The organism is Variovorax sp. W2I14, assembly GCF_050435205.1.
Taxonomy (GTDB): domain Bacteria; phylum Pseudomonadota; class Gammaproteobacteria; order Burkholderiales; family Burkholderiaceae_C; genus Variovorax; species Variovorax paradoxus_C.
The window spans coordinates 4,824,688-4,848,585 of record NZ_JBNDJX010000001.1 but is presented as its reverse complement, the minus strand read 5'-3'; the positions used below and the strand labels follow the sequence as shown (position 1 = coordinate 4,848,585).

Genomic DNA, 23,898 nt, shown 5'->3' with positions numbered 1-23,898 from the left:
TCCGCCAGGAAAAATGAAAGCATGACCCGTCGCCCGTGATGCGACAACCCAACACGCATGGCTCTAACTCTTGCCCCTGAAGATACGCGCGGACGCATTCACGACCTTGTGTGGTGCGGCTTCTATCCCGATGCCGACGTCGAGTGGATGATCACCGACGAGTATCTGGACCCCGACGAGCTCACGAGTGAAGACCGGGCCTGGGTCAAGGCCGAGGTGGCCAGCATCTGCGCCGCCAAGCACGCAGCCGAGGCCGAGTGGCCGGCAGAGACCGAATACGACCGGCTCGAAGCCGTGTTCGCCCAACTGCGCGGCGAGAAGATCATTGCCCTGCATCGCGCCGGCAACACCCTCTCCGACGGCCACGACGACGTGCGCGAGCACTGGCGCGCGGCCGGGCGGCTGGCCTCGGGCATCCGGGGCTGCTGCTTCTATCACTCGCAGGACTTGGACACGGCGGTGCGCACCGGCCGGCTGCATCTGGCGTTCAGCGGCGGGATGATTCCCGAGATCGAGCAGCGCGAGGCCAACACCGTGGTGATCGGCCACCGCATCGTCGAACTGCTGCGCGCGGCCGGCTTCCAGGCGAACTGGAGCGGCAACATCAACGAGCGCATCGAGGCCGACCTCGGCCAATGGCGCAAGCGAGGCCCGTCGGTGTGAGCGTGCGGGCCTGGCAGCCGCCGCGCCGCATCGACGCCATCGATTTCTGGCTGCGCTCCCGGTTGCTGGCCAGCGCCCACGCGCTGCGGGAGGCGCTGCGGCCTTCGGCGCGGCGCTGGGACACCACACTCGACACGCAAGCGCTGGCCGATGCACCGGTGCTCGCGCAGTACCGCACCCCGCTCTGGTCCGACGGGCGCGCGGACGAATTTCCGCTCGTGGCCGGCAAGGTGCAGAACCTGCGCGTGGCGCGCCGCGCCTTCGATGCCGTCGAGGTACCCGCCGGCGAGATGCTGAGCTTCTGGCGCCAGCTGGGTCGGCCGACCGCCTCGCGCGGCTTCGTGCAGGGTCGCGAACTGCGCGGCGGCTGCGTGGTGCCGACGCTGGCCGGGGGCCTGTGCCAGCTCTCGAATGCGCTCGCCACCGTGGCCGCCCGCGCCGGACTCGAACTGGTGGAGCGCCACGGACACACCGCGCGCATCGAACAGGCCGCCGATGCGGTGGGCGATGTCGTGGACGCGACGGTGTTCTGGAACTACGTCGATCTGAAGGTGCGGGCGAAGCATGCGTGGCGGCTCGAGGTCGAGCTGACCTCCGATGAACTGGTGCTGCGCATCCGCGCGCGCTCGCCGATCGCGATGCCGGCGGTGCCGATGGCGCTGCGGCGGGCGAGCGAAGAGGGCGCGAGCGCTGCGTTGCCGCTGGCTCGCGGCTGCCTGAGCTGCGACCAGACCGCCTGCTTCCGGCACCGCCCGCTCCTGGCCGTGGCGCAGCAAGGGCGCACGGCCGTCCTGCTCGACGCGTGGACGCCCGAGTTCGCGCGCTATCTCGCCGCACACCACACCGGCGCCGACCGCATGCAGCCGGTGCCGCTGCGGCTCGCGTTCTGGCGCGCCGGGCCGGCCACGGGCTGGCACCGGGAAGCCGTCGCGGATGGCGCCGCATCCGTCCAGTCGCCGTGGTGGGCCAGCCTGCGCCGCGCCGTGTGGCAGCGGCTCTGGGCGCGGCATGCGGGTCGGCGGCAGGGCAGCCTGATCGACGGACAGCGCTGGCTGGCGCTCGCCTTCGCCGCGCGCCTGAAGCCCGAGCACACGCAACTCGTGATCGACCAGGCGCTGTTGCCGCATCTGCAGCAGCTCGGCGCGCTCGACGGCCGCCGCGTCACGGTGCTGGCCAGCGCCTTGCCGATGGCGGAGATCCAACGCCGGCTCGATGCGGCCGCGCAGCGCTGGCCCGACGACGCCACGCTGCGCAACTTTCGCGCGGGTGCCGCGCTCGTGCAGGCGGAGGCCGCCGCGTTGGCGCGGGTTGCAGCGGTGGTCACGCCGCATGCCGAAGTCGCCACGCATCTGGCCGCGATGGCGCCGCGGGCGGCATCGTTGCGGCTCGATTGGGTGCTGCCTGCCGCTCGCGACATCGATGCCGCATGCGATGCGCCGCCGTTGATCGTTTTCGCCGCAAGCGCGCTCGCGCGAAAGGGCGCGCGCGAACTGGCCGCGGCGCTGCAAGGCTGGCCCTGCCGCCTGCGCGTGCTCGGATCGCCCTCGGACGACGCACAGCTCTGGCGCGGCATCGGCAGCGTCGAGCACATGCACTGGCGGGGCGACGGGTTGAACGGCGCCCGCGTGGTCGTGCTGCCCGCGCACATCGAGCACGCACCGCGCGCGCTGCTGCGCGCGCTGGCGGCCGGCGTGCCGGTGGTGGCATCGGGCGCCTGCGGCCTCGCCGGACTGCCCGGCGTGCGCGAAGTGGCGGCGGGCGATGTGGAGGGTCTGCGTGCGGCATTGAAGAACGCCTGCGACGCGGACGACGGCAACAACAAGAGCGACGAAAGCGCTTCATGACCATCGATCTCCAGACGCTCAAGTGCGGCGAATGCGGCAGCAGCGTGCTCAAGCGCACCGGCCTGAATGAATACACCTGCGATCACTGCGGCTCGGTCACGCTGGTGGAAGACAAGGTCTCGGACCGGCTCGAGCGCGTGCTGGACCAGGTCAAGAACGAAGCGGGCCGGCGGCTCGCGGCCGAAGAGGCGCTGCGGCAGAAGCTGATGCTGCGCAAGGTCGGCATCGGCATCGCCGTCGTGCTGGCCGTGGTGCTGGTGGCGCGCATCGCCGAGCTGCTGATCGCGTCGCGCCAGCCCGCCGGGACGCAGCAGCCCGTGGTGGCCGCGTTCGTCGACCGCACCATCCCGGTGGACGGCCTGAAGCTCGGCGAGCCGCGGCAGGTGCTGTTGGGCAGCGGCAGTTCGGCGCAACCCAAGCTGCTGGTGGTGGCACGCAACGAGACCGGCAAGCCGCTGTCGCGCGCGGGCATCCGGGCGACGTATTACGACGGCGACAGCAAGGTGGACGAGCGCACCGAGACGCTGCCGATCTTCGTGCTGGAGCCGGGCGAGAGCGCGCCCGCGCTGATCGACATGCCGAACGGAAAGAACGTCACGCGGCAGGAGCTGCAGGTGCAGAAGCTCGCCGAGCCCTACACCGCGACCGAGGGGCCGCGCATGACTTTCTCGCGCGTGCGGCTGGTGCAGCAGGGCGAGCGCGTGCGGCTGGTGGGCCGCATCGACAACACGCGCAAGGACGCGGCCATCGTCGGCGGCATCGACGTGCTGGCCACGCTGTACGACGACGCCGGGCAGGTGATCGGCTTCGGCCACGGCTATGCGCAGGCGAGCGAACTCAAAGCCGGCGCACAGACCTCGGTGGATGTGAGCGTCGCACGCTTCGGCCGTGGAGCGGCGATCGCGGCGTGGGACTACCGCATTGGCTACAACATCGTCGACGCCTCGGGTTCGCGCACGCCGGTGCTGAGCGCCGACCGGGTGATCCGCACCGCGGCCGGGCCGGAGAGCTTCAACCCGGACCTCCGCCTGGGCACTGAGGACCTGCTGGCCGAGGACAGCGAGCGCTTCGATCCGAAGGACCTCGAGCTGCTGCCGCTGGTCGATGGGCGCAACAACATCCAGCAACGGCTCTTTCTGGGCGAGCTGGTGAACCGCAGCACCGATGCGATCGTGCTCGCGCCGGTAGGCGTGATCTCGCGCTTCAGCGGCAGCAAGGCGCATGGCACGACGAACATCACGGGCCTCGCGTACCTCTATCCGGGCGAGCGCTTCCCGATCTTCCTGGAGCCGGAGGACATGGAGCGCTTCACCTCGACCCGCATCGAATGGAAGCCGATGCGCCGCGCCGCGTTGCCGGGCCCGCGCAAGCCGCTCGAAGTGAAGGTGACCGGCACCAAGGCAGAGCTCGGCAGCGTGCTGCTCAACTTCAGCCAGCGCTTCACCTACAAGAGCGTGGAGGTCACGGGCAGCGTGAAGAACCCGGGCAACGCCATCATCGGCAAGGTGCGGCTGTGGGTGAGCCTGCGCGACCGCAACGGCCAGCTCACCGGCTTCAAGCTGGTCGACAACCTGCCGGCCATCGCGCCGGGCGAAAGCGTGCCGTTCCAGGTGGACATCACGCAGAACGGCCGGGACTTTGCGAGCGTTTCGACGCTATACCAAACCGAATAGCCCCTGCCGGGGCGACGTTGGACGGATCGCGCCATGATGGCGCCCATGATTCCGTTCTCGATCCTCGACCTCTCCCCCATCACCGAGGGCAGCGACGCCGCGCAGTCGTTCCGCAACTCGCTCTCGCTGGCGCAGCACGGCGAAAAGCTCGGCTACACGCGCTACTGGCTTGCCGAGCACCACGGAATGCCGGGCATCGCGAGCGCGGCGACCGCGGTGCTGCTGTCGTACATCGGGGCGGGCACCACGTCCATTCGCATCGGTGCCGGCGGCGTGATGCTGCCGAACCATTCGCCGCTGGTGATCGCGGAGCAGTTCGGCACGCTGGCGTCGCTGTACCCGGGGCGCATCGACCTGGGGCTCGGGCGGGCGCCGGGCTCCGACCAGCGCACGGCGCGCGCGCTGCGCCGCAACCTCGAATCGGATGCCGACCAGTTCCCGCAGGACGTGGTCGAACTGATGGATTTCATGTCGAAGACGCCGCAGCAACCGGTGCGGGCCGTGCCCGGCGAGGGGCTCGAGGTGCCGGTGTGGATCCTCGGCTCCAGCACCTTCGGCGCGCAGCTCGCGGCGCACCTGGGCCTGCCCTATGCCTTCGCCTCGCACTTCGCGCCTCAGCAGATCATGCAGGCCATCCAGATCTATCGCGAGACCTTCAAGCCTTCGGCGCAGTTGAAGAAGCCGTACGTGATGCTGGGCTTCAACGTGTTCGCGGCCGACAGCGACGAGGAGGCCGAGTTCCGCGCCACCTCGTGGCAGCAGGCTTTCGTCAACCTGCGCAGCGGCCGGCCCGGCCGCCTGCCGCCGCCGGTGGAAAACTACCGTCAGAAGGTCGGCCCGGCGGAGAACGCGCTGCTCGACTCGGTGCTCTCGTGCTCGGCGGTCGGTTCGGTCGGGACGGTGCGCAAGGGCGTCGAGGCTTTCGTCGCCCGCACCGGCGCCGATGAACTGATGATCACGTCGCAAGTCTTCGATCACGCGGCGCGGCTGCGCTCCTACGAGCTGCTGGCCGGCATCCGCTAAAGGCCGATTTCCCCCACGCCCGAGCCCGCTACCTCGGGGCTGGGACAATGGCGGGCTTATGGCAAAGCAACGGATCGTGGTCGGACTGAGCGGCGGAGTGGACTCCGCCGTCACCGCGCACCTGCTCAAGCAGCAGGGGCACGAGGTGGTCGGCATCTTCATGAAGAACTGGGAAGACGACGACGACAGCGAGTACTGCTCGTCGAACATCGACTTCATCGACGCCGCCAGCGTGGCCGACGTGCTGGGCATCGAGATCGAGCACGTCAACTTCGCGGCCGACTACAAGGACCGCGTGTTCGCCGAGTTCCTGCGCGAATACAAGGCCGGCCGCACGCCGAATCCCGATGTGCTGTGCAACGCCGAGATCAAGTTCAAGGCCTTTCTCGACCATGCGATGCGCCTGGGCGCGGAGAAGATCGCGACGGGCCACTACGCACGGGTGCGGCACAACGAAGCCACCGGCCGGCACGAGTTGCTCAAGGGGCTCGATCCGTCGAAGGACCAGAGCTATTTCCTGCACCGTCTGAACCAGGCGCAGTTGTCGAAGACGCTGTTCCCGGTCGGCGAACTGCACAAGACCGAGGTGCGCCGCATCGCGGAGGACATCGGCCTGCCCAATGCGAAGAAGAAGGACTCGACCGGCATCTGCTTCATCGGCGAGCGGCCGTTCCGCAACTTCCTGAACCGCTACATCTCCAAGGAGCCGGGCCCGATCAAGGACGACCGCGGCCGCAAGCTCGGCGAGCACCAGGGCCTGAGCTTCTACACGCTGGGGCAGCGGCAGGGGCTGGGCATCGGCGGCGTCAAGGAGAAGGGCGCGCAGCGCGGCTCGGGCGACCATTCGCCGTGGTTCGTGGCGCGGAAGGACGTCGAGAAGAACACGCTGTGGGTGGTGCAGGGGCACGACCATCCGTGGCTGCTGTCGTCGGCGCTGAATGCGGACGATGCGAGCTGGGTGTCGGGCGAGGCGCCCGCCGCGGGCAGCTACGGCTCGAAGGCGCGCTACCGGCAGGCCGATGCGGGGTGTGAGCTGTCCGATGGTGCGAATGGCGCTTTCAGCCTGCGCTTCGGCGCGCCGCAATGGGCTGTGACGCCGGGGCAGTCGGCCGTGCTGTATGACGGCGAGCGCTGCCTCGGGGGCGGCGTCATCGTCTGACCGGCGGCGGGGTCCGCACCGATTCGTCGATGTGGATCAATTCGAGCGGGTGACGCTGGCCAGCCAGATAGTCTTCGACGCACTGCAGCAACAACGGGCTGCGATGCCGCGTCACGCTGGCGCGAATTTCATCGGGTGTCATCCACAGTGTGCGCACGATGCCTTCGTCGAGTGCGCGGCCTTCCTCCTTGGCGCCGAGCACGCCGGCGAAGGCGAAGCGCATGTAGGTCACGTCTTCTCCCTGCTCGGCCTTCGGCCGCGAACGCGCCATGTAGATGCCGACGAGCGCGGTGGGTGTGAAGTGGTGGGCGGTTTCCTCGAGCGTTTCGCGAATGCAGCCTTCGGTGGGCGATTCACCGGGATCGAGATGGCCCGCAGGCGTGTTGATCATCAGGCCGTCGGCGGTGTGCTCCTCGACCAGCAGGAAGCGGCCGTCCTGCTCGATCACCGCGGCCACGGTGACGTTGGGCTTCCAGCGTGCGGCCATGGCCGGCTCAGCGCAGCACGTAGCCGCTGAAGCGCCAAGTGCGGTCGCGGTCGAGGTGAAAGCTCACGAGTTCGCGCAGGGTGCCTTCGGGCTTGCTGGCGAAGCGGGTCTCGTATTCGACACTGACGTACTGGCCGGCGGTGTCAGCGTCGGCATCGGCCACGACCTGGCGGTTGACTGCCACCCAGGTGCGCTGCTGGGGCGCGCCGAGCGACGCGCGGCTCTTGGCGACCTGCCCGGTGAAATCGGCACGGGTCACGCGCTTGCGGGTGGCCGGCGTGGCGCCGTCCCAGAGTTCGCCGGCCTTGCCCTGGTCGATCATCTGGATCGCCTGCATGCCGCCGCGCACCATGTCGCTGGGCTCCACGATGTCCTGCGCGGCTGCCAGGCCGGTGAAGCTGCTCCAGAGCAGTGCGGCGGAGACCAGCAGCCGGGTCATGCGGTTCATCGTCTCTTTCCTTGTTGCGGAGTGCGGTTGGAGACTGTAGCCCGGCGGAGATTCCCGGCCTGTCGGGTCGGCACCACGCTGCGCCGGGTGCTATCGCGAAGGCAGCGTGTTCGCCTCGATCGTTTCCAACCGGTAGCCCAGCCCGTAGATGGCCAGCAGCAGGAAACCGTTCGCGGGGCGAAGATCGAGCTTGGTCCGCAGGCGCGACACGTGGGTGTCGAGCGAGCGCGAGAGCGCCTCGACGCCCAGCCCCCACACCGCCTCGTGCAGGTGTTCGCGCGAGAGCAGCCGACCGAGGTTCTGGAACAGGAAGAGCGCCAACTCGTACTCGCGGTTCTTCAACTCGACCAGCTTGCCCCGGACCTTGAGCACGCGCGAAGGCGGATAGAAATGGTATGGACCGAAGACCAACTCGGACTCGTGCTTCGCGGGGTAGGACCGGCGCAGCAGCGCGGTGACACGCGCTTCGAGTTCACCGGCCCGGATGGGCTTGGCCATGAAGTCATCGGCGCCGCTGTTGAGGGCCTCGACCATGTCCGCTTCATCGCGCTTGTCGGTCACAAAAAGTATGGGCAATCGGCTCTTGAGTTCGTGCCGGATGGCCTTCACCACATCGAGCCCCTTGATATCCGGAAGGCTCCAATCGAGGATCAACAAGTCGAAGGTCTGCCTGCGCAAGGACTGCAGCAGCGTTTTTCCTTCGGTGTACATGTGGGACTCGTGTCCGAGTCCCGCCATGGTGTGATTGATCAACTTGAGCTGTTCCGCCCCGTTGTCCAGTACGGCAATACGCATTCCATCCCCTTTTCCTCCCTTCGCCAGCCTCAGTGAGCGGACGATTGCAGGAAGTGTATCTATCTGCGTCTGACGTAAGAAATAGAGATTGCAACTAATGCACGCTAATTGCGTTTTTCGAATCAAATGTAAACACAGTTAACTGCAGTTCGATGCAAATGCTGTTAATCGCAGCATCGGAGGTTGCCTATTGATGCTGATCCATGGGTTCTTGATCGGGATCAAGACGCCGATCAGGGCTTCGGGCGAGACTTCCGCGTTCGACCGGCAAATACCGAAGTCGCTATAAATTGAATAGCTATACCGATAGCATGCATGGGGCTTGGCAGGCAAATTCGTTGCGACATTCTTGCGACACGAGCATCTGTAATCTTGCTGTAAGCTCTGCCCGCATTCCGTGCTGCCCCTTCCCCTGAGGAGATCTCTATGCTGATAGGCGTGCCTGCCGAAACCACGGCTGGCGAAACCCGAGTGGCCGTCACACCTGAAACGGTGAAGAAACTGGTCGCTTCCGGGCACATCGTTCGTGTTCAGTCGGGGGCAGGCGTTGCAGCCAGCGTCACCGATGCGGCCTACCAGACCGCCGGCGCTGAAATGACGGACCAGACGGGTGCGCTGTCCGCCGACATGGTGCTCAAGGTGCGCACGCCCAGCGATGCCGAGGCGGGGCTGATGAAGCCAGGCGCCGTCGTCATCGGCATGCTCAACCCGTTCGATGCCGCAGGCCTGCAGCGCCTGGCATCGGCCGGCGTGACCGGCTTCGCCCTCGAAGCCGCCCCACGCACCACCCGCGCCCAGAGCATGGACGTGCTCTCCTCGCAAGCCAACATCGCCGGCTACAAGGCCGTGATGATCGCGGCCGACCGCTACCAGCGCTTCTTCCCGATGCTCATGACCGCAGCCGGCACCGTGAAGGCCGCGCGCGTCGTCATCCTGGGCGTCGGCGTGGCCGGCCTGCAGGCGATCGCCACGGCCAAGCGGCTGGGCGCCGTCATCGAAGCCTCCGACGTGCGTCCGAGCGTCAAGGAGCAGATCGAATCGCTCGGCGGCAAGTTCATCGAGGTCTCCTACGACACCGATGAAGAAAAGGAAGCCGCCGTCGGCGTCGGCGGCTACGCCAAGCCGATGCCCCCGAGCTGGCTCGCGCGCCAGCAGGTCGAGGTCGCCAAGCGCGTGGCGCTGGCCGACATCGTGATCAGCACCGCGCTCATTCCCGGGCGCGCCGCGCCCACGCTTATCACCGAGGACATGGTCAAGTCCATGAAGCCCGGCTCGGTGATCGTGGACATCGCCGCCGGCAAAGGCGCCGATGGCGTGGGCGGCAACTGCCCCCTCTCCGAAGCCGACAAGACCGTCGTCAAGCACGGCGTGACCATCGTCGGCGAAACCAACCTCGCAGCGCTCGTGGCGGCCGATGCATCGGCGCTCTATGCGCGCAACGTGCTCGACTTCCTCAAGCTCATCGTCACGAAGGAAGGTGCGCTCAAGATCGACCTCGAAGACGACATCGTCGCAGCCTGCCGCATGACGCAGGACGGCCAGGTCACGAAGAAGTAAGCGAACAGCGAACACGCGAGGAGAAGAGCCCATGGATCCCGTTTCCCACACAGTCATCAACCTGATCATCTTCGTGCTGGCCATCTACGTCGGCTACCACGTGGTCTGGACCGTCACGCCCGCGCTGCACACGCCGCTGATGGCCGTGACCAACGCGATCTCGGCGATCGTGATCGTGGGCGCCATGCTGGCGGCCGCGCTCACCACCACGCCGCTGGGCAAGACCATGGGCGTGCTCGCGGTGGCCCTGGCCGCGGTGAACGTCTTCGGCGGTTTCCTCGTCACGCGGCGGATGCTGGAGATGTTCAAGAAGAAGGACAAGAAAGCGGCTGCCCCCAAGGCTGAAGAGGGAGCTTCCAAGTGAGCATGAACCTCGTCACGCTGCTGTACCTCGTTGCCAGCGTCTGCTTCATCCAGGCCCTGAAGGGCCTGTCGCATCCCACCACCTCGATCCGCGGCAACATCTTCGGCATGACCGGCATGGCGATCGCCGTGCTCACGACCATCGCGCTGATCCACGGACAGGCGCGCTCGCTCAACGTGGACTTCGGCACGGGCCTCGCCTGGGTGCTCGCGGCCGTGGTGGTCGGCGGGGGCCTGGGGGCCTTCATGGCGAACAAGGTCGAGATGACCAAGATGCCCGAACTGGTCGCCTTCATGCACAGCATGATCGGCCTGGCGGCGGTCTTCATCGGCGTCGCTGCCGTGGCCGAGCCCTGGGCCTTCGGCATCACCGCCGCGCCCATCGCTGCCCTGGTCGGCGCGCAGACGCCGGATGGCGCCGTGGTGCTCGACGGCTTCGTGCGCTATGCCATTCCCGCGGGCAACCGGCTCGAACTGTTCCTGGGTGCGGCCATCGGCGCCATCACCTTCAGCGGATCGGTCATCGCCTTCGGCAAGCTCTCGGGCAAGTACAAGTTCCGCCTGTTCCAGGGCGCGCCGGTGCAGTTCTCGGGCCAGCACATGCTCAACCTCGTGCTGGGCCTGCTGACTGTCGCACTGGGCCTGGTGTTCGTCTTCACCGAAAGCTGGCCGGCCTTCTTCGCGATGCTGGCACTGGCCTTCGTGATGGGCGTGCTCATCATCATCCCGATCGGCGGTGCCGACATGCCGGTGGTGGTGTCGATGCTCAACAGCTACTCGGGCTGGGCGGCCGCGGGCATCGGTTTCAGCCTGAACAACGCGATGCTGATCGTGGCCGGTTCGCTGGTGGGCTCCTCGGGCGCGATCCTCTCGTACATCATGTGCAAGGCCATGAACCGCTCGTTCTTCAACGTGATCCTGGGCGGCTTCGGCGGCGAGGCGGCCACCACCGGCGGCGCGGCCAAGGAGCAGCGCCCGGTGAAGACCGGCAGCGCCGACGACGCGGCCTTCGTGCTCGGCAATGCCGAGACGGTGGTGATCGTGCCGGGCTACGGCCTGGCCGTGGCGCGTGCCCAGCATGCGGTGAAGGAACTCGCGGCCAAGCTCACCGAGAAGGGCATCACCGTCAAGTACGCGATTCACCCGGTGGCGGGCCGCATGCCCGGCCACATGAACGTGCTGCTGGCCGAGGCCGAGGTGCCCTACGACCAGGTGTTCGAGATGGAAGACATCAACGGCGAGTTCGGCCAGGCCGACGTGGCGATCATCCTGGGCGCCAACGACGTGGTGAACCCGGCCGCGCACACCAAGGGCAGCCCGATCTACGGCATGCCCATCCTGGAAGCCTACAAGGCCAAGACGGTGATCGTGAACAAGCGCTCCATGGCGGCGGGCTACGCCGGCCTGGACAACGAACTCTTCTACATGGACAAGACCATGATGGTTTTTGGGGATGCGAAGAAAGTAGTGGAAGATATGGGCAAGGCCATCGAATAGGCCGGCGATCCAGGCCCGCAGCAATGCGGGCCAGATCATCGCGGCGCCATTCGAGCGCCGTTTTCGTTTCAGTTACCCGCAAGTTCCAAGACCTGGAGGAGACACATCCATGACCGACCGCCCCTGGCTCAGCAGCTATCCGCAAGGCGTGCCCGCCGACATCGACGCTTCGCACTATTCATCGCTGGTCGGGCTCATGGAAGAGAGCTTCACCAAGTACGCCGACCGCACCGCCTACAGCTTCATGGGCAAGGACGTGAGCTATGCGGAAACCGACAAGCAGAGCAAGGCCTTCGCCGCGTACCTGCAGGGCCTGGGCCTCGTGAAGGGCGACCGCGTGGCCGCGATGATGCCCAACTGCCCGCAGTACCCGATCGCGGTGGCGGCCATCCTTCGCGCGGGGCTGATCCTGGTGAACGTGAATCCGCTCTACACGCCGCGCGAACTGGAGCACCAGCTCAAGGACTCCGGCGCCAAGGCCATCGTCATCATGGAGAACTTCGGCACCACGCTGCAGCAATGCATCGCCGCCACGCCGATCAAACACATCGTGCTCACCTCGATGGGCGACCGCCTCGGTTTCCTCAAGGGCGCGCTGGTCAACTACGTGGTGCGCAACGTCAAGAAGATGGTGCCGCACTTCAGCCTGCCGGGCGCCGTGCGCTTCAACGATGCGCTCGACAAGGGCGCGAGCCGCACGCTGCAGGCCCCGACCATCGGCCCCGACGACGTGGCCGTGCTGCAGTACACCGGCGGCACCACCGGCGTCTCGAAGGGCGCGGTGCTGCTGCATCGCAACGTGATCGCCAACGTGCTGCAGTCCGAGGCCTGGAACGAACCCGTCATGGCGCAGGTGCCGGCCGGTGAGCAGCCCACCAGCGTGTGCGCGCTGCCGCTGTATCACATCTTCGCGTTCACGGTCGGCATGATGCTGAACATGCGCACGGGCGGAAAGCTGATCCTGATCCCGAATCCGCGCGACCTCGCGGGCGTGCTGAAGGAGCTCTCGAAGCACACGATCCACAGCTTCCCCGCGGTCAACACGCTGTTCAACGGCCTGGCGAACCATCCCGACTTCAACACCGTCAACTGGAAGAACCTCAAGGTCTCGGTGGGCGGCGGCATGGCGGTGCAGGCTGCGGTCGCGAAGCTCTGGCTCGAGAAAACCGGCTGCCCGATCTGCGAAGGCTACGGCCTCTCCGAGACCTCGCCCTCGACCACCTGCAACCCCACGAACAGCAAGGCCTACACCGGCACCATCGGCCTGCCGCTGCCGGGCACCTGGCTCAAGCTGCTCGACGACGACGGCCATGAAGTGCCGATGGGCCAGCCCGGCGAAATCGCCATCAAGGGTCCGCAGGTGATGGCCGGCTACTGGCAGCGCCCCGACGAGACCGCCAAGGTCATGACGCCCGACGGCTACTTCAAGAGCGGCGACATCGGCGTGGTCGACGAGCGCGGCTATTTCAAGGTGGTCGACCGCAAGAAGGACATGATCCTGGTGTCGGGCTTCAACGTGTACCCGAACGAGATCGAAGACGTCGTTGCACAGATTCCGGGCGTGCTCGAATGCGCGGCGGTGGGCGTGGTCGACGACAAGACCGGCGAGGCCGTGAAGCTCGTGATCGTGAAGAAAGACGAGTCGCTCACCGAGGCGCAGGTGCGCGAATACTGCAGAGCAAACCTTACGGGTTACAAGCAGCCGCGAATCGTAGAGTTTCGTACGGACCTCCCGAAAACACCGGTCGGAAAAATCCTCCGCCGCGAATTGCGCGACGCCAAGAAGTAAGGGTTCGGCCCGGGTAGGGCCACGGCATCGATCTTGCATATTCGCGGGTCGATGTTCAGATTCATATTGACCCGCGTGAGCCTGCTGGTGCCGACCTTCATCGGCATGACGCTGCTGGCCTTCTTTCTCATCCGGCTGGTGCCGGGCGACCCCATTGAAACCATGGCCGGCGAGCGCGGGATCGATCCCGCGCGCCATGCCGAACTGCGCACCGCCTACGGCTTCGACAAGCCGATCCTCGTGCAGTACGGCATCTACATCGGCCGCGTGCTGCATGGCGACCTCGGCAAGTCGATCATCACGCAGGACAAGGTGATGAGCGAGTTCCTCGCGCTCTTCCCGGCCACCGTCGAACTCGGCGTCTGCGCAATTCTTTTCGCACTGCTGCTGGGACTGCCCGCCGGCATCCTCGCGGCGGTGCGGCGCAATTCCATCTTCGACCACGGCGTGATGGCCACCTCGCTCACCGGCTACTCGATGCCGATCTTCTGGTGGGGGCTGCTGCTGATTTTGTTCTTCTCGGTGCAGCTCGGATGGACGCCCGTTTCCGGGCGCATCGCGGTGCAGTATTTCATCGAGCCCGAGACCGGCTTCCTCTTGATCGATTCGCTGCGTGCCAGCGACACCGATGCCTTCTGGTCGGCGCTGCACCACCTGATTCTTCCGGCCATCGTGCTGGGCACCGTGCCGCTCGCGGTGATTGCGCGCATGACGCGCTCGGCCATGCTCGAAGTGCTCGGCGAGGACTACATCCGCACCGCGCGCGCCAAGGGCCTCTCGCGCTTTCGCGTGGTGGGCCTGCATGCACTGCGCAACGCGCTGATCCCGGTTGTGACCGTGATCGGCCTGCAGGTGGGCGTGCTCTTCACCGGCGCGATCCTCACCGAGACCATCTTCTCCTGGCCCGGTGTCGGCAAGTGGCTCATCGAAGCCATCGGCCGGCGCGACTACCCGGTGCTGCAGGGCGGCATGCTGCTGCTCGGCGGCATCGTGATGCTGGTGAACCTTCTGGTCGACGTTGCCTACGGCGTCATCAATCCCCGTATCCGACGCTGATGATGAACACCACTTCGACCCCCATCATTCCGACGACCGGCGCGGGTGCCGCTCCGCCCGGCCCCTGGCGCGAGTTCTGGACCGCCTTCTCGGCGAATCGCGGTGCAGTCATCGGGCTCGCGACCATCGTCGTGCTGCTGCTCGTTGCGCTGTTCGCGCCGTGGATCGCGCCGCACGCGCCCAACGAAACCAACAGCGCCGTGTTCTTGCAGCCGCCTGCATGGCAGCAGGGCGGAACGTGGAGCTACCTGCTGGGCACCGACGCCATCGGGCGCGACATCCTGTCGCGCCTCATGTACGGCGCGCGGCTCTCGCTGTCGATCGGCGTCGCGGTGGTGGCGCTGTCGGTGGTGGCGGGCGTGGTGCTCGGCCTCATCGCCGGGTTTTTCCGCGGCGTGCTCGAGATCGCGATCATGCGGCTCATGGACATCGTGCTCACGCTGCCGAGCTTGCTGCTCGCCATCGTGATCGTCGCGATCCTCGGCCCGGGGCTCGTCAACGCGATGCTCGCGGTGGCCATCGTGGTGCTGCCGCATTACGTGCGCATCACACGTGCGGCCGTCATCGCCGAGGTCTCGCGCGACTACGTCACCGCGGCCCGCGTGAGCGGCGCCGGCACGCTGCGCCTCATGTTCCGTGAGGTGCTGCCCAATTGCGCGGCACCGCTGATCGTGCAGGCCTCGCTCGGCATCTCCACCGCCATCCTCGATGCGGCGGCGCTCGGCTTCCTCGGTCTCGGCGCGCAGCCGCCATCGCCCGAGTGGGGAACGATGCTGGCCGATGCGCGCGAGTTCGTGCTGCGCGCATGGTGGGTCGTGACCTTTCCGGGTCTCGCGATCCTCGCGGCGGTGCTGGCTTTCAATCTGCTTGGCGACGGTCTGCGCGATGCGCTCGACCCCAAGCTCAAGCGCTGATTCAACGCAAAGGAGAGAAACGATGCCTTTGCTGGACATCAAAGATCTGCACGTCGAATTCCCGACGCAAGGCGGCGTGCTGCACGCGGTCGATGGCGTGAGCCTCACGCTCGAAGAAGGCGAGGTGCTCGGCATCGTCGGCGAATCGGGCTCGGGCAAGAGCGTCACGATGATGGCGCTCATGGGCCTCGTCGGTTTCCCCGGCCGCGTGCGCGCGGAGCACATGCGCTTCGCGGGCAAGGACCTGCTCGGCATCTCCGACAAGGCGCGCCGCTCGCTGGTCGGCAAGGAGGTCGCGATGATCTTCCAGGAGCCGACCACCAGCCTCAACCCCTGCTTCACCATCGGCTTCCAGTTGATGGAAACGCTGCGGCTGCACCTGAACCTCGACAAGCGCACGGCGAAGAAGCGCGCGACCGAACTGCTGGAGCAGGTCGGCATTCCCGCCGCGTCGTCGCGCCTCGGAAGCTATCCGCACCAGCTTTCGGGCGGCATGAACCAGCGCGTGATGATCGCAATGGCCATCGCTTGCAACCCGCGCCTCCTGATTGCAGACGAGCCGACCACCGCGCTCGACGTGACGATCCAGGCGCAGATCCTCGACCTGCTGCGCGACCTGCAGAAGGAGCGCGGCATGGCGCTGGTGCTCATCACGCACAACATGGGCGTGGTGAGCGAAATGGCGCAGCGCATCGCCGTGATGTATGCGGGTCAAGTGATGGAGCACCAGCGCGTCGACCGGCTCTTCGCATCGCCGCAGCACCCGTACACCGAGGCGCTGCTCGCGGCGTTGCCCGAGCGCGCGGCGCCCGAAGGACGGCTGGCCACCATCAGCGGCGTGGTGCCCGGCGTGCACGACCGGCCTTCGGGCTGCCTGTTCGCGCCGCGCTGCAGCTACGTCACCACGCGCGCCTGCAATGTGCGCCCTGCATTGCGCGAGTGGCAGGGCGCGGAGGTGCGCTGCCACTATCCGCTCGGCGAACCGGGCCGCATCGTGGCGATCGAGCAGGACCGGCCGCAGCAGGTGCCCGCGGCGGAGGCGCTGCAATGAACAACGACAAAGGCGCGCCCGGCGACGTCGTGGTCGAAGCCGCGAACCTGCAGCGCACCTACGACGTGCGGCGCGGGCTCTTTCGCGCGCCGGCGCATCTGCGCGCGGTGGGCGACATCTCGTTCCGGCTCGAACGCGGCCGCACGCTGGCGGTGGTCGGCGAATCGGGCTGCGGCAAGTCCACGCTCGCGCGCATGGTCGCATTGATCGAGAAGCCGACGGCCGGGCAGCTCACGCTCGTCGGCGCCGATGCGGTGAACCCGCCGGCCGAGCGCAAGCGCGAGTTGCGCCAGGCCGTGCAGCTGGTGTTCCAGAACCCCTACGGCTCTCTCAATCCGCGCAAGAAGATCTCGGCTGTGCTCGAAGACCCGCTCGCGATCAACACCCCGATGGGCAAGTCGGAGCGCGCTGCAAAGGCGCGCGAAATGCTCGCCCGTGTCGGCCTGCGCCCCGAGTACGCGAACCGCTATCCCCACATGTTCTCGGGCGGTCAACGCCAGCGCATCGCGATTGCGCGCGCGCTCATGCTGTCGCCGCGCCTCCTGGTGGCCGACGAGCCGGTGTCGGCGCTCGACGTGTCGATCCAGGCACAGGTGCTGAACCTGCTGGCCGATCTGCAGGCCGAGCTGGGCCTCGCCTACCTTTTCATCTCGCACGACCTCGGCGTGGTGCGCCACATCGCGCACGACGTGCTTGTGATGTACCTCGGCCACGCGGTGGAGCAAGGCCCGAAGGGGCGCATCTTCGCGCGGCCGCTGCATCCGTACACGCAGGCGCTGCTCGCATCGACGCCGGGGCTCAGCAGCCAGCGCATCGTCCTCAAGGGCGAGCTGCCGTCGCCGCTGAATCCGCCCACGGGCTGCGTCTTCAACACGCGCTGCCAGCACGTGCAGCAGCGCTGCCGCGAAGAGCGCCCCTTGCTGCGCGCGCTCGACGAGCGGCTGGTGGCCTGCCACTACGCAGAGAAGTTCCTCGATGGCGCGCCGCCCGTGCGCGCCGATGTTCCCGTGCTCGCCGTTCCGATGGCGACGAATCCCTGAGCTCATCCGTTTTTTTCAACCGTGTCTGAAGGAGTCCTCATGAAGACCCAATCCTCCGTTTCGCGCCGCTCACGAATGCTGGCGCTCCTGGCACCGACAGCGCTTGCGGCCCTTACCCTGGCCGCGGGTGCTGTGTCAGCCAAGACGCTGGTGTATTGCTCCGAAGGAAGCCCGGAGAATTTCTATCCTGGCATGAACACCACCGGCACGTCGTTCGACGTGACCACGCAGGTCTACAACACCATCGTCGAGTTCGAGCGCGGCGGCACCAAGGTCACGCCGGGCCTTGCCGAAAAGTGGGACATCTCGCCCGACGGCACCGTCTACACCTTTCACCTGCGCAAGGGCGTGAAGTGGCACACCACGAGCAAGAGCTTCAAGCCCACGCGCGACTTCAACGCCGACGACTTCATCTTCATGCTCGAGCGCCAGTGGAAGGAGAGCGATCCGTTCTTCAAGGTCACGAGCCAGAACCACTCGTACTTCAACGACATGGGCATGCCCAAGCTGCTGAAGTCGGTGGACCGCATCGACGACTTCACGGTGAAGATCACGCTCAACCAGGCCGAGGCGCCGTTCCTCGCCAACCTGGCGATGCAGTACGCGGGCATCCAGTCGAAGGAGTACGCGATCGCGATGCTGAAGGCCGGCACGCCCGAGAAGGTCGACCAGGACCCCATCGGCACCGGTCCCTTCTACCTCGTGCAGTACCAGAAGGACGCGATCATCCGCTTCAAGGCCTTCCCGCAGTACTGGGGCGGCAAGGCGAAGATCGACGACCTCGTGTTCGCGATCACGCCCGATGCGTCGGTGCGCTGGGCCAAGCTGCAGAAGGGCGAATGCCACGTGATGCCGTACCCGAACCCGGCGGACCTCGACGCGATCCGCAAGGACCCGAACGTGCAGGTGCTGGAGCAGCCGGGCCTGAACGTCGGCTACCTCTCGTACAACACGACCAAGAAGCCGTTCGACGACGTGCGCGTGCGCAAGGCCATCAACATGGCGATCAACAAGAAGGCCATCATCGACGGCGTGTACCTCACGACCGGCGTTGCGGCGAAGAACCCGATTCCGCCGACCATGTGGTCCTACAACGACGCGATCAAGGACGACCCGTACGACCCCGAAGCCGCGAAGAAGCTGCTGGCGCAGGCCGGCTTCCCCGACGGTTTCTCGACCGACCTGTGGGCCATGCCGGTGCAGCGTCCGTACAACCCGAACGCCAAGCGCATCGCCGAGCTGATGCAGGCCGACCTCGCCAAGATCAACGTCAAGGCCGAGATCAAGAGCTTCGAATGGGGCGAGTACCGCAAGCGCCTGCAGGCCGGCGAGCACCAGATGGGCATGCTGGGCTGGACCGGCGACAACGGCGACCCGGACAACTTCATGTACACGCTATTGGGCTGCGCCTCGGCCAAGTCGGCGAGCGGCAGCAACATCTCGAAGTTCTGCTACCAGCCGTATGAAGACCTCGTGGTGAAGGCCAAGAGCACGGTCAAGCAGGCCGACCGCGACGCGCTCTACAAGAAGGCGCAGGTCATCTTCAAGGAGCAGGCGCCGTGGTTCACCATCGCGCACGCGGTGCAACTGAAGCCCGTGCGCAAGGAAGTGATCGACTTCAAGCTGAGCCCGTTCGGCCGCCACACCTTCTACGGCGTGGACATCAAGTAAGCGGTGGCTGTGCCCATCGCCATCGTCGCGGCGATGCATGAGGAGCTGAAGGCGCTCCTCGCGCAGATGCCCGACGAGCAGCGGGTGCGCATCGCCGGACGCGACTTCTGGGTGGGCCATCTGCATGGCCAGCCCGTGGTCGCGGTGTTGTCGCGCATCGGCAAGGTCGCCGCGGCGGTGACGGCCACGGTGCTGCTCGAACGCTTCGGCGTGCGGGCCATCGTGTTCAGTGGTGTCGCGGGCGGGCTCGCGCCGGGCGTGAACGTCGGGGATGTTGTGGTGGCGACCGAACTGCTTCAGCACGACATGGATGCCTCGCCGCTCTTTCCGAAGTACGAAGTGCCCTTGATGGGCCTTTCGCGCTTCACGACGGATGCTGCAATCAGTGATGCACTGGCTGTCGTTGCAGAAGAGTCGCTGCGTGGCTCCGCGATGCTGGTTGGGCAGGAGGCTGTCGACGAGTTCGGCTTGCACTCACCGAAGGTCCATCGCGGCTTGCTGGTGAGCGGCGACCGCTTCGTCTCGACCGCCGCAGAAAGCGAAACGTTGCGCCGCCATCTGCCCGACGCGCTCGCGGTGGAAATGGAAGGCGCCGCAGTGGCCCAGGTCTGCCACGACTACGGCGTGCCCTTCGCGGCGATGCGGACGATTTCAGACCGCGCCGACGACGAGGCCCACGGCGACTTCGCGCGCTTTGTCGCCGAGGTCGCGAGTCGCTACAGCCTCGCGCTGGTCGGCGCGTGGCTCGCGAGGCTGCCGGCTACTTGAGCCAGCCGCGCCGGCGGAAGTACCACATCGGCACCAGCGCGCTCGCCGCCATCAGCACGATGGCATACGGGTAGCCCATGGCCCAGTCGAGCTCGGGCATGAACTTGAAGTTCATGCCGTAGATGCTCGCGATAAGCGTGGGCGGCAGCAGCGCGACGCTCGCCACCGAGAAGATCTTGATGGTCTTGTTCTGGTTGATGTTGATGAAACCGACGGTCGCATCCATCAGGAAGTTGATCTTGTCGAAGAGGAAGGCCGTGTGGTTGTCCAGCGATTCGATGTCGCGCAGGATCTGCCGGGCCTCTTCGAACTGCTCGGCGTTGAGCATCTTGCTGCGCATCATGAAGCTCACCGCGCGGCGCGTGTCCATCACGTTGCGGCGGATGCGGCCGTTCAAGTCTTCCTGGCGCGCGATGAGGCCGAGCACCTCGCCGGCCAGCTCGTCGGTGACGTTGCCCGAGAGCACCTTCTTGCCGGCAACTTCGAGCTCGTCGTAGATGTTCTCCAGCGTGTCGGCCGAGTATTCGGCGTCGGCGTCGAAGAGCTTGAGCATCACCTCTTTTGCGTCTTCGATCAGCCCCGGCGCGCGGCGTGCGCGCATGCGCAGGAGGCGGAACACGGGCACGTCTTCGTCGTGGATCGAGAACAGCACGCCGCGGCTGCGCAGATCGGTGTTGTGCTGGTTGAGGATGAAAGCCACGCGCACGGTGCGCGGGTCTTCGTCGTCGTCGATCAGGAAGTCGGAGCGGATGTGCAGTTCGCCGTTGTCTTCCTCGTAGAAGCGGGCGGACTCCTCGATGTCCTCGTCCATCGCGTCTTCGGGAATCGAGAGGCCGTAGTACTGCTTGATCCAGCGCTTTTCCTCGAGCGTGGGCGATTCGAGATCGACCCAGATCGGCTGGAACTTGGAGAGCTCCTCCAGCGACTCGATCTCTTCCTGGACGAGGCGGCCGTTGGCGAGCGTAAAGATGTTGAGCATGGGCTCACTCCCGGGGATGACTGAAACGGTGGGCGAGGGAGGGGCGCTTTCAATTCCCGGGCCCGGCGCGAGCGCGTCAGAGGGGAGTTGAAAGCTGCCGAGACGGGGCGGTTTCCATGGGGAGTCTCCGGTTGCAGCGAGGCGCGATTATGTCACCGGGCACATGTCGGCAACCTGACTGAACTGGACGGACATACAGTAAAGTCGTGCCCCATGCAGACCGCTGCGTCCCCCGTTTTTTCCGCTGCGCCAAAGACCCAGGCCGAGCGCTTGGCCGCGGCGTTGGCCACGCTCAACGACGACCAGCGCGCGGCCGTTGAACACGGTGTCGGCGCCGCAGTGGCCGACGATCACCGCCCGCTGCTGGTGATTGCCGGTGCTGGTTCCGGCAAGACCAGCACGTTGGCGCATCGGGTGGCGCATCTGATCGCGGACGGGGTCGATCCGCAGCGCATGCTGCTGCTGACCTTCTCGCGCCGCGCCGCGCAGGAAATGGAGCGCCGCGCGGGCCAGGTGCTGGCCAAGGTGCTCGGCCTCAAGTCGGAACGCCCGCCCGCGCTGCCGTGGGCCGGCACCTTTCACGGCATCGGGGCGCGGCTTTTGCGCGAGTACGCGCAGCAGATCGGGCTCGACGAGAACTTCACGATCCACGACCGCGGCGATGCCGAAGACCTGATGGGGCTGGTGCGCCACGAGCTGGGCCTGTCTTCCACGGTCAACCGCTTCCCGCGCAAGGGCACGTGCCTCTCTATCTATTCACGCTGCGTGAACACGCGCGCTTCGGTGGCCGAGGTGCTGAAGGACGCCTTCCCGTGGTGTGGCGAATGGGAGGCCGAGCTCAAGAAGCTGTTCGGCGCCTACGTCGAAGCCAAGCAACAACAGAACGTGCTCGACTACGACGACCTGCTGCTCTACTGGGTCGAGATGGTCGCCGAGCCCGCACTGGCGGAGGCGGTGGGTGCGCGCTTCGACCATGTGCTGGTCGACGAGTACCAGGACACCAACCTGCTGCAGGCCTCGATCCTGCTGGCGATGAAGCCCGATGGGCGCGGCGTCACGGTAGTGGGGGACGACGCGCAGTCGATCTACTCATTCCGCGGCGCGACGGTGCGCAACATCCTCGATTTCCCGTCTCAGTTCAGTCGGGAGGCGAGGGTGGTCACGCTGGAGCGCAACTACCGCTCGACGCAGCCGATCCTCGACGTATCGAACCGCGTGATCGCGCAGGCGGCCGAGCGGCATGCCAAGACGCTCTGGACCGACAAGCCCTCTGCCGGCAAGCCGCAGCTGGTGCTGGTGCCCGACGAGGCGGGGCAGGCGCGCTGGGTGGCCGACAAGGTGCTCGCGCACCGCGAGGGCGGGCTCGCGCTCAAGTCGCAGGCGGTGCTGTTTCGCACCTCGTCGCACAGCGCGGCGCTCGAACTGGAACTCGCGCGTCGCAACATCCCGTTCGTGAAGTTCGGCGGGCTCAAGTTTCTCGAGGCCTCGCATGTGAAGGACCTGCTCGCGGTGCTGCGCTTCGCCGAGAACCCGCGCGGGCGCATGGCGGGATTTCGCGTCACGCAGCTGATTCCCGGCATCGGGCCCGTCACGGGCACGCGGCTGCTCGATGCGATGGACCAGGCGGCCGATCCGGCCGCGGCCGTGCGCGACTTCGCGCCGCCGTCCGCCGCGCGCGAGCAGTGGACGGGCTTTGCCGAGGCCTACGCTGCGTTGCGCGCACCGTCGCTGGCATGGCCGGCCGATGTCGAATTGGCGATGGACTGGTATCTGCCGCACCTGGAGCGGCTCTATGACGACACCTCCGGCGTGCGCCGCCAGGACGTGGAGCAACTGGTGCGCCTCGCCGCGGGCTACGGTTCGCGCGAGCGCTTCCTGACCGAGCTCACGCTCGATCCGCCGGAAGCCACGAGCGATCGCCCGGGGCCGCCGCTGCTCGACGAGGACTACCTGATCCTCTCCACCATCCATTCGGCCAAGGGGCAGGAGTGGAACTCGGTGCATGTGCTCAACGTGGTCGACGGCTGCCTGCCGGCCGACGTGGCACAGGGCGCGCACGAACTCGAGGAAGAGCGGCGCCTGCTCTACGTCGCGATGACCCGGGCCCGCGACCACCTGCACCTCCTGGTGCCGCAACGCTTCTACATCACGCAGCAGGCGGTGCGGGGCGACCGGCATCTCTATGCGAACCGCACGCGCTTCATCACGGAATCGGACCTCGCGGGCTTCGAGCAGCAGACCTGGCCACCGCCGCCGGTACAGCCGCCCGCAGTGCCTCCGCCCGCCGCCGTGATCGACTTGCGCAACCGCATGCGCGCGGCCTGGCGCTGAAGCGGCTGGCCCTTCGCCCGGGAGGGTCACCGGGCGAAAAGTGCGTTAACACTTGCAAGCAAAGCGCCACGAAGGCGGGCCAAGCTGCGCGGGCAGCTATGGATTCAATAGCGGATTGAAGCAGGCCCCAGGCGCTCTCGCCACCCGGAGAACCCAGGTATTGCAATACCGTGACAGCTTGGGCATAGTGAATCGACGGACCCTCTTTCTTCCCCTCCTCCTCTTCTCTCCCTTTCTCCCGCACCACACCTGTTTCGCCGGCCACGCTCCATTCCGGAGCGGGGTCATTTCCCCAACCGTCAATTCTCAGGAGGTCATTCATGAATTTGACGATCAGCGGTCATCACCTCGACGTCACCCCTGCCTTGCGCACCTACGTCACGAGCAAGCTGGACCGGATCACACGGCACTTCGACCAGGTGGTCGATGTGAAGGTGATCCTCACGGTGGAAAAGCAGAAGGAAAAGGAACGCCGCCAACGGGCGGAGTGCAACATTCACGTCAAGGGCAATGACATGTTCGCGGAGTCGAGCCACGCTGATCTCTACGCTGCGGTCGATGAGCTGGTCGACAAGCTCGACCGCCAGGTGGTTCGCCACAAGGACCGCCTGCAGGACCACCATCACGTGGCGCCCAAGCGCGTGATGTGAACAAGGGGCGGGGCTCTCTCGGGCCCGCTCGCACCACAGGCCGCCTTCGGGCGGCCTTTTGCTTTTCCGACCACCGCCGTCGGACTTTTGGGTTTTCTGCTGGTTTCCGCCGGCTTCTGCCTGGGGCAGCGAGGCCTCCG

General features: G+C 66.5%; 21 protein-coding genes. 17 read left to right on the top strand and 4 right to left on the bottom strand.

Translation table 11 applies throughout. The annotated features are described in order from the left end of the window. The first annotated feature begins 57 nt into the window (after positions 1–57). From QF040_RS22670 to mnmA, 5 genes are read left to right on the top strand one after another with little or no spacing between them, the layout of a single operon-like run. The gene (locus tag QF040_RS22670; RefSeq protein WP_429612914.1) at positions 58–663 is read left to right on the top strand and encodes a DUF6891 domain-containing protein; all 606 of its coding nucleotides are present in this window, start codon (positions 58–60) and stop codon (positions 661–663) included. Next, a complete protein-coding gene (locus QF040_RS22665; RefSeq protein WP_429612913.1) occupies positions 636–2,507 on the top strand; it encodes a VanW family protein in 1,872 nt (623 codons plus the stop codon). Before QF040_RS22670 ends, QF040_RS22665 begins: the two co-directional genes overlap by 28 nt. Then, positions 2,504–4,180, top strand: a complete 1,677-nt coding sequence (locus QF040_RS22660; protein WP_429612912.1) for an FxLYD domain-containing protein — start codon at positions 2,504–2,506, stop codon at positions 4,178–4,180. Before QF040_RS22665 ends, QF040_RS22660 begins: the two co-directional genes overlap by 4 nt. A 45-nt stretch (positions 4,181–4,225) precedes the next feature. After that, positions 4,226–5,203 carry an LLM class flavin-dependent oxidoreductase gene (locus QF040_RS22655; RefSeq protein WP_429614686.1) on the top strand — a complete coding sequence of 326 codons (978 nt, stop codon included), beginning with the start codon at positions 4,226–4,228 and terminating at the stop codon, positions 5,201–5,203. A gap of 58 nt (positions 5,204–5,261) precedes the next feature. Beyond that, on the top strand, positions 5,262–6,362 hold the full coding sequence (gene mnmA / locus QF040_RS22650; RefSeq protein ID WP_429612911.1) for a tRNA 2-thiouridine(34) synthase MnmA: 1,101 nt from the start codon (positions 5,262–5,264) through the stop codon (positions 6,360–6,362). On the opposite strand, the gene QF040_RS22645 is transcribed toward mnmA, so the two are convergent. The 3 genes from QF040_RS22645 to QF040_RS22635 form a co-directional block, all read right to left on the bottom strand. Beyond that, the gene (locus QF040_RS22645) at positions 6,352–6,849 is read right to left on the bottom strand and encodes an NUDIX hydrolase (protein WP_429612910.1); all 498 of its coding nucleotides are present in this window, start codon (positions 6,847–6,849) and stop codon (positions 6,352–6,354) included. The two genes, mnmA and QF040_RS22645, sit on opposite strands and share 11 nt — an antisense overlap. A 7-nt stretch (positions 6,850–6,856) precedes the next feature. Beyond that, on the bottom strand, positions 6,857–7,297 hold the full coding sequence (locus QF040_RS22640) for a DUF4019 domain-containing protein (RefSeq protein WP_429612909.1): 441 nt from the start codon (positions 7,295–7,297) through the stop codon (positions 6,857–6,859). A gap of 90 nt (positions 7,298–7,387) precedes the next feature. Further along, positions 7,388–8,092, bottom strand: coding sequence for a response regulator transcription factor (locus QF040_RS22635; protein WP_429612908.1), 705 nt, complete (start codon positions 8,090–8,092; stop codon positions 7,388–7,390). Between the two features lie 426 nt (positions 8,093–8,518). On the opposite strand from QF040_RS22635, the gene QF040_RS22630 reads away from it, so the two are divergent. From QF040_RS22630 to QF040_RS22585, 10 genes are all read left to right on the top strand, one after another. Further along, a complete protein-coding gene (locus QF040_RS22630) occupies positions 8,519–9,649 on the top strand; it encodes a Re/Si-specific NAD(P)(+) transhydrogenase subunit alpha (protein WP_429612907.1) in 1,131 nt (376 codons plus the stop codon). A gap of 31 nt (positions 9,650–9,680) precedes the next feature. Next, positions 9,681–10,013 carry an NAD(P) transhydrogenase subunit alpha gene (locus tag QF040_RS22625; RefSeq protein ID WP_013538886.1) on the top strand — a complete coding sequence of 111 codons (333 nt, stop codon included), beginning with the start codon at positions 9,681–9,683 and terminating at the stop codon, positions 10,011–10,013. Next, positions 10,010–11,509, top strand: coding sequence for an NAD(P)(+) transhydrogenase (Re/Si-specific) subunit beta (locus QF040_RS22620; protein WP_307684106.1), 1,500 nt, complete (start codon positions 10,010–10,012; stop codon positions 11,507–11,509). Before QF040_RS22625 ends, QF040_RS22620 begins: the two co-directional genes overlap by 4 nt. A 109-nt stretch (positions 11,510–11,618) precedes the next feature. Then, a complete protein-coding gene (locus QF040_RS22615; protein ID WP_429612906.1) occupies positions 11,619–13,298 on the top strand; it encodes a long-chain-fatty-acid--CoA ligase in 1,680 nt (559 codons plus the stop codon). 51 nt (positions 13,299–13,349) lie between these two features. Continuing rightward, positions 13,350–14,354 carry an ABC transporter permease subunit gene (locus QF040_RS22610; RefSeq protein ID WP_429612905.1) on the top strand — a complete coding sequence of 335 codons (1,005 nt, stop codon included), beginning with the start codon at positions 13,350–13,352 and terminating at the stop codon, positions 14,352–14,354. Further along, positions 14,354–15,268 carry an ABC transporter permease subunit gene (locus QF040_RS22605; protein ID WP_429612904.1) on the top strand — a complete coding sequence of 305 codons (915 nt, stop codon included), beginning with the start codon at positions 14,354–14,356 and terminating at the stop codon, positions 15,266–15,268. Before QF040_RS22610 ends, QF040_RS22605 begins: the two co-directional genes overlap by 1 nt. A 22-nt stretch (positions 15,269–15,290) precedes the next feature. After that, the gene (locus QF040_RS22600; RefSeq protein WP_429612903.1) at positions 15,291–16,319 is read left to right on the top strand and encodes an ABC transporter ATP-binding protein; all 1,029 of its coding nucleotides are present in this window, start codon (positions 15,291–15,293) and stop codon (positions 16,317–16,319) included. Next, positions 16,316–17,359, top strand: a complete 1,044-nt coding sequence (locus QF040_RS22595) for a dipeptide ABC transporter ATP-binding protein (RefSeq protein ID WP_429612902.1) — start codon at positions 16,316–16,318, stop codon at positions 17,357–17,359. Before QF040_RS22600 ends, QF040_RS22595 begins: the two co-directional genes overlap by 4 nt. Positions 17,360–17,398: 39 nt before the next feature. Beyond that, complete coding sequence (locus QF040_RS22590; RefSeq protein WP_429612901.1) at positions 17,399–19,030, top strand: ABC transporter substrate-binding protein; 1,632 nt, start codon at positions 17,399–17,401, stop codon at positions 19,028–19,030. A 3-nt stretch (positions 19,031–19,033) separates the two neighbouring features. Next, the gene (locus tag QF040_RS22585) at positions 19,034–19,798 is read left to right on the top strand and encodes a 5'-methylthioadenosine/adenosylhomocysteine nucleosidase (protein WP_429612900.1); all 765 of its coding nucleotides are present in this window, start codon (positions 19,034–19,036) and stop codon (positions 19,796–19,798) included. Here QF040_RS22585 and corA read toward each other — a convergent pair. Beyond that, on the bottom strand, positions 19,791–20,777 hold the full coding sequence (gene corA / locus QF040_RS22580; protein ID WP_013538896.1) for a magnesium/cobalt transporter CorA: 987 nt from the start codon (positions 20,775–20,777) through the stop codon (positions 19,791–19,793). The two genes, QF040_RS22585 and corA, sit on opposite strands and share 8 nt — an antisense overlap. 213 nt (positions 20,778–20,990) lie before the next feature. On the opposite strand from corA, the gene QF040_RS22575 reads away from it, so the two are divergent. Next, positions 20,991–23,108, top strand: coding sequence for an ATP-dependent helicase (locus QF040_RS22575; protein WP_429612899.1), 2,118 nt, complete (start codon positions 20,991–20,993; stop codon positions 23,106–23,108). A gap of 320 nt (positions 23,109–23,428) precedes the next feature. Continuing rightward, a complete protein-coding gene (gene hpf, locus QF040_RS22570; protein WP_013538898.1) occupies positions 23,429–23,758 on the top strand; it encodes a ribosome hibernation-promoting factor, HPF/YfiA family in 330 nt (109 codons plus the stop codon). Positions 23,759–23,898 lie beyond the last annotated feature (140 nt).

Bases quoted from the DNA above. Each gene is read 5' to 3' on its own strand.
- QF040_RS22670 (WP_429612914.1), top strand. From the start codon at position 58: ATGGCTCTAACTCTTGCCCCTGAAGATACGCGCGGACGCATTCACGAC.
- QF040_RS22665 (WP_429612913.1), top strand. From the start codon at position 636: ATGGCGCAAGCGAGGCCCGTCGGTGTGAGCGTGCGGGCCTGGCAGCCG.
- QF040_RS22660 (WP_429612912.1), top strand. From the start codon at position 2,504: ATGACCATCGATCTCCAGACGCTCAAGTGCGGCGAATGCGGCAGCAGC.
- QF040_RS22655 (WP_429614686.1), top strand. From the start codon at position 4,226: ATGATTCCGTTCTCGATCCTCGACCTCTCCCCCATCACCGAGGGCAGC.
- mnmA (WP_429612911.1), top strand. From the start codon at position 5,262: ATGGCAAAGCAACGGATCGTGGTCGGACTGAGCGGCGGAGTGGACTCC.
- QF040_RS22645 (WP_429612910.1), bottom strand. From the start codon at position 6,849: ATGGCCGCACGCTGGAAGCCCAACGTCACCGTGGCCGCGGTGATCGAG.
- QF040_RS22640 (WP_429612909.1), bottom strand. From the start codon at position 7,297: ATGAACCGCATGACCCGGCTGCTGGTCTCCGCCGCACTGCTCTGGAGC.
- QF040_RS22635 (WP_429612908.1), bottom strand. From the start codon at position 8,092: ATGCGTATTGCCGTACTGGACAACGGGGCGGAACAGCTCAAGTTGATC.
- QF040_RS22630 (WP_429612907.1), top strand. From the start codon at position 8,519: ATGCTGATAGGCGTGCCTGCCGAAACCACGGCTGGCGAAACCCGAGTG.
- QF040_RS22625 (WP_013538886.1), top strand. From the start codon at position 9,681: ATGGATCCCGTTTCCCACACAGTCATCAACCTGATCATCTTCGTGCTG.
- QF040_RS22615 (WP_429612906.1), top strand. From the start codon at position 11,619: ATGACCGACCGCCCCTGGCTCAGCAGCTATCCGCAAGGCGTGCCCGCC.
- QF040_RS22610 (WP_429612905.1), top strand. From the start codon at position 13,350: ATGTTCAGATTCATATTGACCCGCGTGAGCCTGCTGGTGCCGACCTTC.
- QF040_RS22605 (WP_429612904.1), top strand. From the start codon at position 14,354: ATGATGAACACCACTTCGACCCCCATCATTCCGACGACCGGCGCGGGT.
- QF040_RS22600 (WP_429612903.1), top strand. From the start codon at position 15,291: ATGCCTTTGCTGGACATCAAAGATCTGCACGTCGAATTCCCGACGCAA.
- QF040_RS22595 (WP_429612902.1), top strand. From the start codon at position 16,316: ATGAACAACGACAAAGGCGCGCCCGGCGACGTCGTGGTCGAAGCCGCG.
- QF040_RS22590 (WP_429612901.1), top strand. From the start codon at position 17,399: ATGAAGACCCAATCCTCCGTTTCGCGCCGCTCACGAATGCTGGCGCTC.
- corA (WP_013538896.1), bottom strand. From the start codon at position 20,777: ATGCTCAACATCTTTACGCTCGCCAACGGCCGCCTCGTCCAGGAAGAG.
- QF040_RS22575 (WP_429612899.1), top strand. From the start codon at position 20,991: ATGCAGACCGCTGCGTCCCCCGTTTTTTCCGCTGCGCCAAAGACCCAG.
- hpf (WP_013538898.1), top strand. From the start codon at position 23,429: ATGAATTTGACGATCAGCGGTCATCACCTCGACGTCACCCCTGCCTTG.